The sequence below is a fragment of the Brevibacillus laterosporus genome, assembly GCA_007833815.1.
GTDB lineage: Bacteria > Bacillota > Bacilli > Brevibacillales > Brevibacillaceae > Brevibacillus_B > Brevibacillus_B laterosporus_D.
This window is the reverse complement of record CP033464.1, coordinates 1,410,001-1,424,130: the sequence shown is the minus strand read 5'-3', so window position 1 is coordinate 1,424,130 and position 14,130 is coordinate 1,410,001. Positions and strand designations below refer to the sequence as shown.

At 43.9% G+C, this 14,130-nt stretch carries 12 protein-coding genes, 11 tRNA genes and 1 rRNA gene (1 of these 24 only partly in view); 3 read left to right on the top strand and 21 right to left on the bottom strand.

Features of this window, described 5'->3' with window-relative positions; genetic code table 11:
- The first annotated feature begins 205 nt into the window (after window positions 1-205).
- The 3 genes from EEL30_08195 to EEL30_08185 are packed head-to-tail and all read left to right on the top strand — an operon-like array spanning window position 206 to window position 3,707.
- Window positions 206-1,147, top strand: a complete 942-nt coding sequence (locus EEL30_08195) for a MoxR family ATPase (GenBank protein ID QDX92326.1) — start codon at window positions 206-208, stop codon at window positions 1,145-1,147.
- On the top strand, window positions 1,148-2,401 hold the full coding sequence (locus tag EEL30_08190) for a DUF58 domain-containing protein (protein ID QDX92325.1): 1,254 nt from the start codon (window positions 1,148-1,150) through the stop codon (window positions 2,399-2,401). It abuts the gene before it with no gap.
- Entirely contained in the window at window positions 2,391-3,707 is a 1,317-nt protein-coding gene (locus EEL30_08185) for a DUF4129 domain-containing protein (protein ID QDX92324.1), read from the top strand. Before EEL30_08190 ends, EEL30_08185 begins: the two co-directional genes overlap by 11 nt.
- A gap of 171 nt (window positions 3,708-3,878) precedes the next feature.
- Here the strand turns inward: EEL30_08185 and EEL30_08180 are convergent, their stop codons facing one another.
- The 21 genes from EEL30_08180 to EEL30_08080 form a co-directional block, all read right to left on the bottom strand.
- The gene (locus tag EEL30_08180) at window positions 3,879-4,979 is read right to left on the bottom strand and encodes a citrate synthase/methylcitrate synthase (protein ID QDX92323.1); all 1,101 of its coding nucleotides are present in this window, start codon (window positions 4,977-4,979) and stop codon (window positions 3,879-3,881) included.
- A 425-nt stretch (window positions 4,980-5,404) separates the two neighbouring features.
- Window positions 5,405-6,304 carry a LysR family transcriptional regulator gene (locus EEL30_08175; protein ID QDX92322.1) on the bottom strand — a complete coding sequence of 300 codons (900 nt, stop codon included), beginning with the start codon at window positions 6,302-6,304 and terminating at the stop codon, window positions 5,405-5,407.
- A 19-nt stretch (window positions 6,305-6,323) separates the two neighbouring features.
- Entirely contained in the window at window positions 6,324-7,427 is a 1,104-nt protein-coding gene (locus EEL30_08170) for a nitronate monooxygenase (GenBank protein QDX92321.1), read from the bottom strand.
- A gap of 48 nt (window positions 7,428-7,475) precedes the next feature.
- Entirely contained in the window at window positions 7,476-7,856 is a 381-nt protein-coding gene (locus EEL30_08165; protein ID QDX92320.1) for a cupin, read from the bottom strand.
- A 78-nt stretch (window positions 7,857-7,934) separates the two neighbouring features.
- Window positions 7,935-8,111: a hypothetical protein gene (locus EEL30_08160; protein ID QDX92319.1), complete on the bottom strand. Its 177-nt coding sequence runs from the start codon at window positions 8,109-8,111 to the stop codon at window positions 7,935-7,937.
- Between the two features lie 113 nt (window positions 8,112-8,224).
- Window positions 8,225-8,470, bottom strand: a complete 246-nt coding sequence (locus EEL30_08155) for a hypothetical protein (GenBank protein QDX92318.1) — start codon at window positions 8,468-8,470, stop codon at window positions 8,225-8,227.
- 547 nt (window positions 8,471-9,017) lie between these two features.
- Window positions 9,018-9,668: a DNA-binding response regulator gene (locus tag EEL30_08150; protein ID QDX92317.1), complete on the bottom strand. Its 651-nt coding sequence runs from the start codon at window positions 9,666-9,668 to the stop codon at window positions 9,018-9,020.
- On the bottom strand, window positions 9,647-10,471 hold the full coding sequence (locus EEL30_08145) for a sensor histidine kinase (protein ID QDX92316.1): 825 nt from the start codon (window positions 10,469-10,471) through the stop codon (window positions 9,647-9,649). The genes EEL30_08150 and EEL30_08145 overlap by 22 nt, the downstream gene beginning before the upstream one ends.
- Window positions 10,472-10,677: 206 nt before the next feature.
- A complete protein-coding gene (lepB, locus tag EEL30_08140; protein ID QDX92315.1) occupies window positions 10,678-11,232 on the bottom strand; it encodes a signal peptidase I in 555 nt (184 codons plus the stop codon).
- A 112-nt stretch (window positions 11,233-11,344) separates the two neighbouring features.
- Window positions 11,345-11,418 (bottom strand) — tRNA-Gly (locus EEL30_08135).
- A gap of 4 nt (window positions 11,419-11,422) precedes the next feature.
- Window positions 11,423-11,499, bottom strand: a tRNA-Arg gene (locus EEL30_08130).
- A gap of 19 nt (window positions 11,500-11,518) precedes the next feature.
- Window positions 11,519-11,594, bottom strand: a tRNA-Gly gene (locus tag EEL30_08125).
- 108 nt (window positions 11,595-11,702) lie between these two features.
- Window positions 11,703-11,778, bottom strand: a tRNA-Lys gene (locus tag EEL30_08120).
- Window positions 11,779-11,785: 7 nt separating this feature from the next.
- Window positions 11,786-11,860 (bottom strand) — tRNA-Gln (locus EEL30_08115).
- A gap of 9 nt (window positions 11,861-11,869) precedes the next feature.
- Window positions 11,870-11,945, bottom strand: a tRNA-Thr gene (locus EEL30_08110).
- 35 nt (window positions 11,946-11,980) lie between these two features.
- Window positions 11,981-12,057, bottom strand: a tRNA-Asp gene (locus EEL30_08105).
- 7 nt (window positions 12,058-12,064) lie between these two features.
- A tRNA-Met gene (locus EEL30_08100) sits at window positions 12,065-12,141 on the bottom strand.
- Between the two features lie 18 nt (window positions 12,142-12,159).
- Window positions 12,160-12,235 (bottom strand) — tRNA-Val (locus EEL30_08095).
- Between the two features lie 9 nt (window positions 12,236-12,244).
- A tRNA-Glu gene (locus EEL30_08090) sits at window positions 12,245-12,321 on the bottom strand.
- A 12-nt stretch (window positions 12,322-12,333) separates the two neighbouring features.
- Window positions 12,334-12,410, bottom strand: a tRNA-Met gene (locus EEL30_08085).
- 45 nt (window positions 12,411-12,455) lie between these two features.
- Window positions 12,456-14,130 (bottom strand): 23S ribosomal RNA (locus EEL30_08080); it runs 1,258 nt beyond the window's last position.

The window sequence follows — 14,130 nt, the reverse complement described above, 5'->3', positions numbered from 1 at the left end:
TTTTAAGTTTTAGGTAAATTATAACAATTATTAATGAATAAAAATAGATATTTCTGTGACAGAAGGATTTCATATATAACCAATCATCATATGAACACTTGTAATTTTTTATAATATTTCATCTATTGAAGAATTGCCTTTCCCCTTTCTTTTGTTATATGGTTATGAAATATACATACTTGGTGCTTAAAAAAGGAGGTCACTCATGCAACAAGAAAAGATTCAAAAACTTCTGGAAACAATTAACACCGTTATTGTTGGAAAAGAAAAAGAAATTCGCTTGCTTGTAGCTGGAATGTTGGCGCGTGGCCATGTTCTATTGGAGGATTTACCTGGTATGGGGAAAACCGTGTTAGCAAAGACACTCGCTCAAACGATTGGTGGGACATTTCAACGTTTGCAGTTTACGGCTGATTTGTTACCATCTGATGTTGTTGGACTTCACTATTTTAATCCAAAAACAAGTGATTTCGAATTGAGACGTGGCCCCGTCTTCACAGATGTCTTATTAGCAGATGAGATAAATCGCGCCACTCCACGTACGCAGTCTGGTCTTTTGGAATGTATGGAAGAGCGTCAAACATCCATCGAAGGAACCAGCCTTACGTTATCTCCTGCCTTTTTTGTTATTGCCACTCAGAATCCAATTGAATCAGAAGGAACCTATCCTCTTCCAGAGGCACAATTGGATCGTTTTCTATTCCGTTTATCACTTGGTTATGGAACACGCTCTGATGCTCTTGAAATGATGCGCCGCTTTCGCAATGATTCCCCTCTTGATCAGGTAACGGAAGTAGTTACTATAGATGATATTCTGCTCATGCAAAAAGAGGTTCGGCAGGTACACCTAAGCGAAGCCGTGGAGACGTATATCATTGATCTGACTGAAGCAAGTCGCACACATCCTTCTATAGAAATCGGAATAAGCCCAAGAGCGATGTTGGCACTTGTACGAGCTTCCCAAGCAGTTGCTTATTTAGACGGTCGCAATTACGTGCTTCCTGACGACGTGAAGCTTGTAATTCCTCCTCTCTTTACACATCGAATCCGCTTGACCATGGAAGCAGAACTGCTACTTTTGGAAAGCGATGTTGTACACGAACTACTGGTTACGGTGCCTACCCCTGTTGAAGAAGGCGTTCGCTAAATGGTGACCCTGGATTCGTTTCGACTGATTGGAGGCATTTTTCTTTTGATCGCACTCCTCTCTGGCCAATGGTTTTACTTTGTGCTGGGTGGATTCTTTTTCTTTTTGTTATATGTTCACCAATGGTGGATTCAAAAAACTCCCAAGCTTATTCAGATTACTTGTACGAGTGATCAGGTACGTGTCATGCCACAGACGCCTACCACCTTAAAAATCTTGGTACAAAATCGTTCCTTTTTACCGTTACCCGCTACTAAACTAGCCTTTACCCTACCTCTCTCCGTACAAGTTGAGGGAGCAGATTCATGTATCGAACTAAATAAGCAACACCATGTGCAGTTATTCATGCATATTCCTCCACGATCTCAAGCTATTCGAGAAATTACTGTAATTCCTAGTAAACGTGGTGTCATCTGGTTCAATGAAATAAAGATAGAGCTCATCAGTCCATTTGCCACAGAGGTTTGTTATCAAACACTGAAAACAGCTTACAATCTGTTAGTCTACCCTGATATCATTCCAACTCCTTCCTATAAACAAGGAGCGCTGGAGCCTTTAGGCAAACAATTATCCATGCAGCGCCTACAAGACGATCCTGCCTTTATACGTGGTGTTCGTACCTACATGCCAGGTGATCGTCTCAAAAATATTGACTGGAAAGCGACCGCCAAAACATCATCTTTGCAAATTAGATTATTTGAATATACCTCACAGCAAAAATGGATGATTGTTGGTCATATGCTCCCAATCTATGAAGCGAAGCTCCAGCGCTTTAATGATCTGGAAAATGAAAAAATGATTTCAGCTGTCGCCTCTATTGCCACAAGATTTCGTCGGGAGAAAATTCCCTACACCCTTTATCTCAATGTGAGACAGCGTGGAAAAGATGTATTACAACTTGCAGAAGGTAGTGGCAAGGCTCATTACGTACATGTCATGACGCAACTTGCCAAAATGCATCAATTCATACCAACGTCTGTAGCAGGAACATTGCGGCGTTTGGAGGTTAGCACCAAAAAATTGTCTATTCTCCTTATCTCTTTACGTTTTGATGAGGAAATGGCACTGGCAACGAAGCGACTAATCTTACGTGGTCATGAAGTCATCCTGTTGGACATGGCAGAAGAGACACCCGTCTACCGTTCCTTGCAAGGCAGTTCTTTCTTAGATAAACGCGCAAAGCAGACGTCATTTTTAAGTCAGGCTGATTCGGCTACTTTGGGGAAGGAGCGTGTTAGTTCCCATGACGAGTAAAGTTTCGCTCCGCAATACCTTGCGATTATCACTTGAAGCACAGATCATTACGCTTCTACTCTTTTTGACTCCTTATCTTGCTTTTACGGTTACAAGGGGAATGGGTCTGTTTATCTGCATCTCTCTTCTATTTGCTGTTGGCACATACTGCTATGAGAAAAGCAATCACGCGTTTATCGGTTTAATCATGTTATATCTGATGGTAGCATTCGTGGGAATGGTTGCTTACTTCTATTTTAACTCCATGCTCCTGGCACTTATGGGGGCCGGGATTTATTACTGGCGGCTTCACGCTTTAGCAGGTAATGGTGTACTACTTGTTGATCTCATTAAACGCTTCACTATCGTCATGCTGGTCTATACCTTCTTTTTGCTTATTCAAAAGCTTGGTTCTAATCCCAATTTGGGAGATACCCCCCTGTTAGTAGCAGTTTCTACGATTTGGTTTCTGATCATTTGTTATATTGAATTCATTACGCGGGAAAATAGGCTACGTTTTACATCTGGAGGTACTTTATCTGGATTAGTTATCCAACATTGGGGATTGCAGACCTTGCTAATCGGGGCATATGTATTAGCAGCGAGCCTCGTTTTTATCTCGATCTCTCTCGTCTGGAACCTACTGCTAGGACCTATTGGAAGTGTAGCTAAAAGCTTACTTACCCCTATCTTGCTCTGGCTGGATGGTCTAATACAAACCCTGCAAGAAATGGCTTCTTCAAACAGTTCGTTAACCAACTATCTAGATGGGCAAAAACCGAACGATACAAAGTGGGAGGCTCCTCCTGATAATGGGGATGACTTACTTTCACGTCTCGAACCTTATCTTATTTCAGGTGCTGTAACGCTGATACTTGTATTCTTCACCTGGAGAATCTGGAAACATTACCGTCAGAAAAAAAAGCCAGCTACTCAATCGGATACTAGCTCTCCTACTACAACTGAGATCGAGAAATTAGATCAGTCGGCAAAGTCTGGAGAAGAGCATAGTCAAAAAGAGTTACAAAAATGGCACGTACAAAAGGAAGACCGCGTTCGCTTCGCTTACTATCAGTTCCTCATTCACATGGGCAAAGAGGACATACTCATCCATATAGATGAGACAAGTAGTGAGTATCTGCACCGCTTACAAATCATCTGTCCTAACTATCAAATGATTGAATATGCTAAACGCATCACCACTGCCTACGAGGCTTACCGTTATGGAGACATACCACTATCCGAGCAGGAAATCCAGCTTTTGCAATCTGATGTAGGAAAGCTTTGCTCTCTAACCACGACTGTGACTTCCGCAAACAATGCCTAATAAATGGATAAGGAAAAAGCCTTTCTCTCAAAAGGTATGAAAACCAATGAAAGAGAAGCTTTTTCTTGGTGGATCAAATCAATTACTTATTCCATTACTTACATCATTAGTGTCCTGTCCGTACATCTCGAAGGCGTTGCTAAGGAAATCCTCATTTTTAGTTCGTCATAATTACGATTTCGGCATATTTCCCGTATATTCTGACTCCGGACGGATGATCCTATTACGACTCGCTTGATCCAGGATGTGCGCACACCAGCCGACTGTACGACTGACAGCAAAAGTAGGTGTAAACAGTGATTCATCCAATCCAACTGCTCTCATGACCGCAGCGGCAAAAAATTCTACATTGGTATGCAGCTTACGATTCGGCTTATACTTAGCCAATAATTTCGTTCCCACTTGTTCCACATGGGTAGCCAAATCAAACCACGGATCATCTGCTGCCAAATCAGCGGCTACTACCCGCAGCGCTGTAGCCCGCGGATCAATGGTTTTATATACACGGTGACCAAAGCCCATTAAGCGTTGACCGCTCTCTAACCGCTCTCTAATCCAATCTTCTGCCTTATCTTTACTGCCGATCGCATTAATCATGTCTGTGACTTCTGACGGTGCTGCGCCATGCAAAGGACCTTTTAAAGCACCAATTGCTGCTGTAAGTGCAGAATACATATCCGATTGAGTGGAAGTTACTACTCGCCCAGCAAAAGTAGAAGCGTTCATACCATGTTCTTGGGTCAAAACCAGATAAGCATCTAATGCTCTCACATGCGCATAACTGGCTTCCGTTCCCTTTAACATGTACAAGTAGTTTGCCGTGTGGCCAAGCTCCATCCGAGGCTCTAGCGGTTCCCTACCAATTTTTCGAGCTTCCCGATAAGCAATGATGGTTGGCATTTTTGCTGTAATGGCAATAGACTGCTCCAAGGAAGGAGGCCAGCTTTGTTCCGCACCACCCAAAGCAGAGACGGCTGTCCGTAATACTGTCATCCTATCTCGATCATGCGGAATAGCGTCTATGATCTGTTTTACCTCTTCCGGTAAGGCTCTTTGTTGAGCTAGGGCGGTGTGAAACCTGGATAATTGTTCTGATGTAGGCAATGCACCAAACCATAATAAATAAGCGACTTCTTCAAATGTATGGGAAATGGCTAGATCGCGAGCCCAATGACCCCGATAGACCAATAATCCGTTTTGCCCGTCGACTAGGCTTAAATCTGTTTCAGCTACAACAATTCCTTCTAGCCCAATCGCCAACATTTTTTCCATTCACTTCCACTCCCCTCTTTTCATTCAGTATAACAATATGTTCAGAAAAGTAGAAATAGATAGTAAATGAATGATTGATTACAAAACATAATTAATAGGCCCTCATCCTTTTATCAAACGTGATTCAGATTACTATTTGATCTGTAATAGTGATTCAGGGTATGTATAGAATTTATCAAAAAATTGTATTAACCGGTATGAAGCTTGTACATACATGGCAAACTAACCAGAATTGCTCCCGATACAAACGACTATCCTTATTAAAACAAGAAAGGATGATTACATTATGCCAGCAAAGGAAAAACAAGCTCCTCTTCGGTACATTGCCTATGTGTTTTTTGGAGTCACAATTTTTCTAGGTGCTTTGTGGGGACTTCTGATGGTACTCGATGTTTTTAGTCGCTAACCATTGCTCTTTCCAAAGCTTAGGTCACTTTTGGTAAGGGAGCATATAATGTCGCTAAGATATCAACAAATCGTTGTCCGGATGCTATCAAATTGCTGTTTGGAAAAACGACATAGGAAGCCACTTTGGGCAGTTCCAAGCCCGGTGTAGGTAATTCCATAAAGCGATTCTCAAACAATTCACGTAAAATCGCAGAGCGTGGCAGGAACGAAATACCAAGCCCTTCTTCAATAAAACGTTTGGTCACATCTACATGGGTGACTCCCATCGTGCGAATAGCAAATCCGCGTTGTCTCAGTGCTGTTAAGAGGGGGTCCCAATATATCGGATGATTATGGGTTAACAATCTCTTTGTAAGTAACTCCTGCTCCCAGTCAGGTAACGGGGCATCCATATCGCCACCATAATGAGGAACAGCAAATACAATTGGATCTGTTTGCATCAGATAGGTAGCCAGTTGGCTTTCGTAAGGAACCATACGAGATAATCCTAAGTGAGCTTGTCCACTTTGCACCAAAAGACCAATATCGATAGAATCGGCAATTTTTATTGTAATATCTACCTCAGGGTGCTCTTTCGTATAACGATGAATAAGCGAAGGGAGTGAGGTACGAGCAATGATCGGAGAGACCGCAATATGCAGAGTTTCCTTGTATCCTTGCTTCCATGCTACCATCTCTTCAGCACCGGCATGCCATTGTGACAAAATCAATTTTGCATGCGATAAAAAACGCTTCCCGGCTGCTGTTAACCTCACCCGTTTGCCTACTCGTTCAAATAAAGCAACATCTAATTCTTTCTCCAATTGACGTATATGTTGCGTCACAGTAGGTTGAGCGATGTACAGCGTCTCTGCCGTCTGGTGAAAGTTCTCACAGGATGCCGCTACTTCAAATGTTTGCAGAAGCTTTATATCCATCCGGCTCACCTCTACATATTTATTTTTCATGCACCCAGCTTTGTAATCTGCTAAAACTTTGTTGTGCCTCTTCCAGTAAAGCATTCATGATATCTGCTGCTTTTTCTTCCTTTTGCAGCATTCCTACCCCTTGGCCAGCCCATAACGAGATATAGTCTGCGTCCAAGGCTTTCCCTGCCGCTTGGCGAATTTCCTTAGTCAATTCATTTTGAATTGGATACGCCAGCGATCGTGCTCGACTTTTATCAAACTCTTTCATAAAATGATTCACGACTCCACGCGCTGGTCTGCCCGAAAAAGCTCTTGTCACAGCCGTATCTGTCTCTTTTGCATTAAACAACCGTTCTTTATACACCTTATTGGCTGTACTCTCTGCACATCCCAAAAAACGCGTACCCAATTGTACCGCTTCAGCACCAAGAGCTAAGGCTGCCACTATACTTTGACCATTCATAATCCCACCCGCCGCAATTACAGGAACTCTTTGAATAGTAGAAGCAAGCTGGGCCACTAAAGGTAATGTACCAATACATTCTCCAGGTCCATCCTCTCCCGCATCAAAAGTACTGCGATGGCCACCAGCCTCACCACCTTGTGCTACGATTGCATCGACTCGCTGGGCCACTAGTTGTTCAGCCTCTGCTTGCGTGGTAGCCATACCCACGACCTTCATCCCAGCTGCCTTTGCACTTTCTCCATATTTACCTGGCAATCCCATCGCACAACTGAATACAGCAGGCTTCTCTTCTAAAATAACTGTAAAACAATCTGTTATTTCATCTTGAAGGGTTGGCCAGTCACCTGTCCATGGTGCCAGATTGAATCGTTCCCTTTGTTGATTAAGCCATTGCCTAAAAGCAGGCGTTACTTCTTGTTGCTCTGGTTGTTCAAATAAAAGTAGGTTCACAGCAAAGGGACGATTGGTTAAAGCCCTTACCTCGCGAATTCTTTCCCGTAGAGCCTGAGGCGTAACATATGCTCCAGCAATGGTTCCTAAGCCCCCTGCTTCTGATACTGCTGCCACAAGTGCAGCTGAGTTTATATTACCAGCCATTCCTGCTAGCACAATTGGCTTTTCTATTCCAAAGATATCACAAAATCTGGTTTGAAGTTGCATGGACATAGTCGTCTCCTCCTGCATATATAATTCTGTCTTTTCAGATCATTCTCGTTATGTTTCGCCATTTCCTTCTTCTGTATACTCCAACATGGATATTCTTCCAAGCAAGTCTTTCGCTTCTAAAATGATCGACATCATACCAGACTCTGTAATGCTCTCATGCCATTCTCCAGGTTCCCAATAGATAGCATCTCCACTTTGTACATAAACATAGTCACATGTATCAGTGCGCACCCATCCATCTCCACTGAGTACTAGCAACAATTGAGGTAACGTAGCCTGATGATAGCCAATTTTACCCTGAGGAGATAGATAAGCACAATTCATATAGGTATCTGCTGGTAGCTTACCAATTCGTGACATAATCAAGTGTAGGCTATCGTAATGAGTAATGCATTTCCCATATGTTACGGCAAATGAAAATCTTTTCATCCTACTCTCCCCTTTTCAGCAATTATTCCTATTATCAAACAAAAAGCCAGTTGCTAAGGTGGCAACCAGCTTCCATGCTTATTCTATCCGGATATTCTTCATTTCCTCTTCCATCTTGCTGTTGCACAATGGGCAGCGTGGGTCCTCAACGATAATAAATTCTTTTCGAGACCAACAGTTACAAGCTGTACACTGCCATACAAGGGTATCCTCATAGACGTGTTCCTTCACCGTACGTTTTGAACGATAAGCCATTGTGTCCCCCTATCTTTTCACAAGATTCTTTACTACTTTATGCCGCAACAATCAAATCTAGAACTTCTCCAAACCCATCTTAGCGGAAATCCACTTGTTCCCCCTATTACTGTCTAAGACACATCTGTATCAGACGATCGATCCTTTGCTCGGTCTAAGAGAGTTCTGACCGTCGCTGATTTTTTGCGCTTTCGTTTTCCCTTTTTTTTGCCTAGACTAAAAAAGGCTAAGATAAGCAGACAAAGAGTGAGTAATTGACTAGTATGCATCACTTCTTTACCAAATAGTTCACCAATTCCTAGAAGATGAACAAGAATGGCTAACAAAATTACTATTTTGCCTATTTGAATGGAGCTCATGCTGCTTTCTCCTTTCTATTTAGTAAAAAAGGAAAGATGTCACCCGGATACATGCAGAAAAAACCAGCCTATTTTGCTGGTTTTTATAGATGGATATCACATGTGTCCGAACAGCTGATCATCTCTAAAAACTCTTCTATTTGTCTCTGATAGTACTCATCGTGATCCTAGTAATCCTTCAAAATATGCAATAATTTTCATAGACCGGCCATTTAGACAAAAAGAATGGGGCAATACAGTTTCCTTGGATTTTTCAATGTCATAGATAATCTGGTTGCGTATAGTAAGACATAAGGAAAGAAGTGCTGGGTGAGTAATACCTGATCGGGCCAAAGTGGATGCTTCTTGATTGAGCGTTTCACCCAAAATGCTTTTTGGTAAATCTCCACATAAATGAGCCCCCTTGGCTTCCCATTCCTTTTCTATAAGTAATTCGATAAAAGATTCCTAATTCCTGTATTTCTTTTAATCACTTAGCAACAATTCCATATGACACAGCTTTCTCTTACGACAGTGATCACTTGGGGTCCCTACAAAGTAGGCCTTTCTAACCTTCTGAAGATAGCCCATGGCGCAGGGCATAGGAGGCTAACTGTACCCGATTTTCCAAATAGAGTTTTTCCAGCAGATTCTTCATATGATTTTTGACTGTGTGTTCCGTAATCACTAGACGCTGGGCAATTTGTTTATTAGTCTCACCCTTTGATACATATTTTAAAATTTCAGTTTCACGCGGAGTTAATACACTTGGGCTAGGTTCATCTGTTACGGGACCCGTCCGAAATTTATAGAAAAGCTTACTAGCCAACTCACGAGAAATATCACTGTTATCCTCTAGCAAAGCACGCAAATATGATAACCAGTCATGTGGATTCATATTTTTTAACAAATATCCTTGTGCTCCAAATTGCACAGCTGTAAATAAATCTGCTACATCATCTGATACACTCAAGATAACCACTTTTATATGGGGATAGGCTTGTTTGATTCGTCGTGTTGCCTCCAAACCATCGCAGACAGGCATGCTAATATCCATCAATACCACATCTGGTTGTAGCTGGCTACAAAGACGTACTCCCTCTTCCCCTTGTTCGGCCTCCCCTACAATTTCAAAGGAAGAGTCCTCTGCTAACATACTTTTTATAGCTGTACGAGCTAATAAATGGTCATCTACCACTAATACCCGATATTTCTGCACCTTCCGCTCTCCCCTTTAAATGACTCTACCAAAATTTCCGTGCCACCCTGTATGCCTGGACGCATTTCAAAACTAGCTCCTAATTTCCAGCTTCGCTCTCGCATCATGGTCTGACCGTATCTCTCACGTTTTAATGTTTCGGAATCGATACCTACTCCATTATCTCTAATCAATAGGTGCCAGCCTGTTCCTTGAAGTTGCCATCGGATCTCCGTGTGACTCGCATCGGCATGCTTTCGAATATTAGTAAACGATTCCTGAATAATGCTAAACATATGTACTTGTTCTGCCTGCTTAAAATATTCATCCATGCCTTCTAGCTCTTGTTTCACCTCTATACCTGTGATCATACTCCATTCATGTAGCCATTTCCTCAAGCGATCCGTCAATAACACACCTTCTTCTGGATGAGAACGAAGATTAAAAATTGCCTGTCTCAGTTGGTTATCAATTTCAGAAATAGTTGCCTTTGCTTCTCCAAGCTGTTCCTGGTTTAGTTTTACGTTGAGAAAGAAGATCGCTTGGGCAATATTATCATGTAACTCTTGGGCTAAACGTTCCCGCTCTTCATACACGGCATGCTTAGCTCCTTCTTTTGCCAATCTCTCACTCATTCTTTTGATTTTTCCAAAAACCCAGGTGGCAAAAATAAATGACAGAACCAAGGTCATAATTGTAATAATGACGTTCCCTTCATCCATCGTAAAGTACGGTAACAAAAATTGGTGCCGCGCATATTCAAAACCACCTATCATAATGGTAGGTAGCAAGATGCTCGTTAATTTTAGCCATCGATAGTTCAAGCGCATCCTCCTGACTGTTATTGATGATCAACAACTTTTTCCTACTCTTATTATAGAGGAAGCGCTTTATCAGCATGTAGAGTCAATTTTTTGAATAAAAATATTATAAATAAGGACTCCATGTCACTTTCATAGACAAAAGAAAAAAGTCCTAATGCCTTTCATAGCAATAGAACTCTTCACTCATTACGCTTATAGTTGTCACATTATGGTGATCGCAAGTTTGAAAGTGGCCAGTAAACGAAATCAGCTCTACCAACGACCTCTTTAATGGACACAGGGCCAATCATTCTACTATCCTTACTATTTTGCCTATTGTCTCCCATTACAAAAATCTGACCTGCCTCAACCGTAACTGGAGAAAAATCCTCCGTTACCTTTGTGCCCTCTGCATGGGCTTTGGTCTTTTGCTCATTTAAATAAGGCTCTTCTACAAGCTGTCCATTAATATATAGCTGATCATTACGCATTTCTACCTGATCGCCTGCTATTCCAATTACACGTTTTATATAATCCTCCTTTTGATTTGCATGAAAAACAATAATCTCTCCTCGTTGTGGTTCATGCAAACGATAAACCGCCTTATTTACAACTACTTTCTCATTATTATGCAAAGTGCTTTGCATGGATTCTCCATACACAACATAGGGCGCTCCCAGCCACGTGTACAAAGCAAATGTAACGATAAATACTGTTATGATGGAAGTAAGCCAATCCTTAATTGTTCTCTTCCATCTGGAGCGAGGTTCTGTCTGATTCATAAAGAATTAACAGCCTCCTTTTGGTTAGTCTTATTATAAAGGACGTACTTCCTATAAAAAGGTTTCAAAACACAAAAAAGATAGAGCTTTTGCTCTACCTTTTTAAAAAATATGGAGCGGGTGATGGGAATCGAACCCACGCGACCAGCTTGGAAGGCTGGAGTTCTACCATTGAACTACACCCGCATAATGGCGTGCCCTGAGAGATTCGAACTCCCGACCTTTTGATTCGTAGTCAAACGCTCTATCCGGCTGAGCTAAGGGCACAAAATATAAAAAATCTATTTGGAGCGGACGACGGGGCTCGAACCCGCGACCTTCGCCTTGGCAAGGCGACGCTCTACCAATTGAGCTACGTCCGCACATGTTTTGTGCGATCAAGAGGACTTGAGCTCCGAAATACTACTACCACTAAAATCTGAATCTATCGCATTTATCAATTCTCTGATGACCACTAAACACAAAAAAAGTGGTGAGCCATGAAGGACTCGAACCTTCGACCCTCTGATTAAAAGTCAGATGCTCTACCAACTGAGCTAATGGCTCATGCTAATGGCTGGGGTACCAGGATTTGAACCTGGGAGTGACGGAGTCAAAGTCCGTTGCCTTACCGCTTGGCTATACCCCAATAAAAAAATGGTGCCGGCGATAGGACTTGAACCCACAACCCCCTGATTACAAGTCAGGTGCTCTACCAATTGAGCTACACCGGCATTTTAATATAACCAACAGCCTATTTAATTAAAAATGGCGGAGCTGACGGGACTCGAACCCGCGACCTCCGGTGTGACAGACCGGCGTGAACTCCAACTTCACCACAGCTCCAAAATTTTGGTTGCGGGGACAGGATTTGAACCTGCGACCTTCGGGTTATGAGCCCGACGAGCTACCGAACTGCTCCACCCCGCGATAATATGAAAATATAAATGGTGGAGGATGACGGGATCGAACCGCCGACCCTCTGCTTGTAAGGCAGATGCTCTCCCAGCTGAGCTAATCCTCCAAATATATATGGTGACCCGTAGGGGATTCGAACCCCTGTATGACAGCGTGAAAGGCTGCTGTGTTAAACCGCTTCACCAACGGGCCATATAATTATAATGGTAGCGGCGGAGGGAGTCGAACCCCCGACCTTTCGGGTATGAACCGAGCGCTCTAGCCAGCTGAGCTACACCGCCATATTATTCTTTCAAAACTGGATAATGATTTCAGCATACAGGCAATGTGGATAAGTCCTCGACCGATTAGTATTCGTCAGCTCCATGCATTACTGCACTTCCACACCGAACCTATCAACCTCATCGTCTATGAGGGGTCTTACTAGCTTGCGCTATGGGAAGTCTCATCTTGAAGGGGGCTTCACGCTTAGATGCTTTCAGCGCTTATCCCGTCCGCACATAGCTACCCAGCTGTGCCACTGGCGTGACAACTGGTGCACCAGGGGTGCGTCCATCCCGGTCCTCTCGTACTAAGGACAGCTCTCCTCAAACTTCCTACGCCCGCGACAGATAGGGACCGAACTGTCTCACGACGTTCTGAACCCAGCTCGCGTACCGCTTTAATGGGCGAACAGCCCAACCCTTGGGACCTACTTCAGCCCCAGGATGCGATGAGCCGACATCGAGGTGCCAAACCTCCCCGTCGATGTGGACTCTTGGGGGAGATAAGCCTGTTATCCCCAGGGTAGCTTTTATCCGTTGAGCGATGGCCCTTCCATGCGGAACCACCGGATCACTAAGCCCGACTTTCGTCCCTGCTCGACTTGTAGGTCTCGCAGTCAAGCTCCCTTGTGCCTTTACACTCTACGAATGATTTCCGACCATTCTGAGGGAACCTTTGGGCGCCTCCGTTACTCTTTAGGAGGCGACCGCCCCAGTCAAACTGCCCACCTGGCATGGTCCTTCCACCCGATAAGGGCGGCAAGTTAGAAACTCCGTACATCAAGGGTGGTATCCCAACGACAGCTCCACGAAGGCTGGCGCCCTCGCTTCACAGCTTCCCACCTATTCTGTACATGATGCACAAAGTTTCAATACCAGGCTACAGTAAAGCTCCATGGGGTCTTTCCGTCTTGTCGCGGGTAACCTGCATCTTCACAGGTATTATGATTTCACCGGGTCTCTTGCCGAGACAGCGCCCAAGTCGTTACGCCTTTCGTGCGGGTCGGAACTTACCCGACAAGGAATTTCGCTACCTTAGGACCGTTATAGTTACGGCCGCCGTTTACTGGGGCTTCGGTTCAAAGCTTCGCTTGCGCTAACCCATCCCCTTAACCTTCCAGCACCGGGCAGGCGTCAGCCCCTATACTTCGCCTTGCGGCTTCGCAGAGACCTGTGTTTTTGCTAAACAGTCGCTTGGGCCTTTTCACTGCGGCCTCCTCGGGCTATAAACCCTACCGAGGCGCCCCTTCTCCCGAAGTTACGGGGCCATTTTGCCGAGTTCCTTAGCAAGAGTTATCCCGCGCACCTTAGGATTCTCTCCTCGCCTACCTGTGTCGGTTTGCGGTACGGGCACCTTGTTCCTCGCTAGACGCTTTTCTTGGCAGTGTGAAATCAGGGACTTCGGTACTATAATTTCCCTCGCCATCACAGCTTGTGCTTACTGGTGTGCGGATTTGCCTACACACCACACTTACTGCTTAGACGGCCATCCAATAGGCCGCTCACCCTATCCTCCTGCGTCACGCCATTGCTCAAGCGGAACAGAGGTGGTACTGGAATATCAACCAGTTGTCCATCGCCTACGCCTTTCGGCCTCAGCTTAGGTCCCGACTAACCCTGGGAGGACGAGCCTTCCCCAGGAAACCTTAGGCTTTCGGTGGACAAGATTCTCACTTGTCTTTTCGCTACTTACACCGGCATTCTCACTTCCAAGCGCTCCACCGCTCCTTACGATACG

Coding starts and splice junctions, on each gene's coding strand:
- EEL30_08195 (QDX92326.1), top strand. CDS start 206: ATGCAACAAGAAAAGATTCAAAAACTTCTGGAAACAATTAACACCGTT.
- EEL30_08190 (QDX92325.1), top strand. CDS start 1,148: ATGGTGACCCTGGATTCGTTTCGACTGATTGGAGGCATTTTTCTTTTG.
- EEL30_08185 (QDX92324.1), top strand. CDS start 2,391: ATGACGAGTAAAGTTTCGCTCCGCAATACCTTGCGATTATCACTTGAA.
- EEL30_08180 (QDX92323.1), bottom strand. CDS start 4,979: ATGGAAAAAATGTTGGCGATTGGGCTAGAAGGAATTGTTGTAGCTGAA.
- EEL30_08175 (QDX92322.1), bottom strand. CDS start 6,304: ATGGATATAAAGCTTCTGCAAACATTTGAAGTAGCGGCATCCTGTGAG.
- EEL30_08170 (QDX92321.1), bottom strand. CDS start 7,427: ATGTCCATGCAACTTCAAACCAGATTTTGTGATATCTTTGGAATAGAA.
- EEL30_08165 (QDX92320.1), bottom strand. CDS start 7,856: ATGAAAAGATTTTCATTTGCCGTAACATATGGGAAATGCATTACTCAT.
- EEL30_08160 (QDX92319.1), bottom strand. CDS start 8,111: ATGGCTTATCGTTCAAAACGTACGGTGAAGGAACACGTCTATGAGGAT.
- EEL30_08155 (QDX92318.1), bottom strand. CDS start 8,470: ATGAGCTCCATTCAAATAGGCAAAATAGTAATTTTGTTAGCCATTCTT.
- lepB (QDX92315.1), bottom strand. CDS start 11,232: ATGAATCAGACAGAACCTCGCTCCAGATGGAAGAGAACAATTAAGGAT.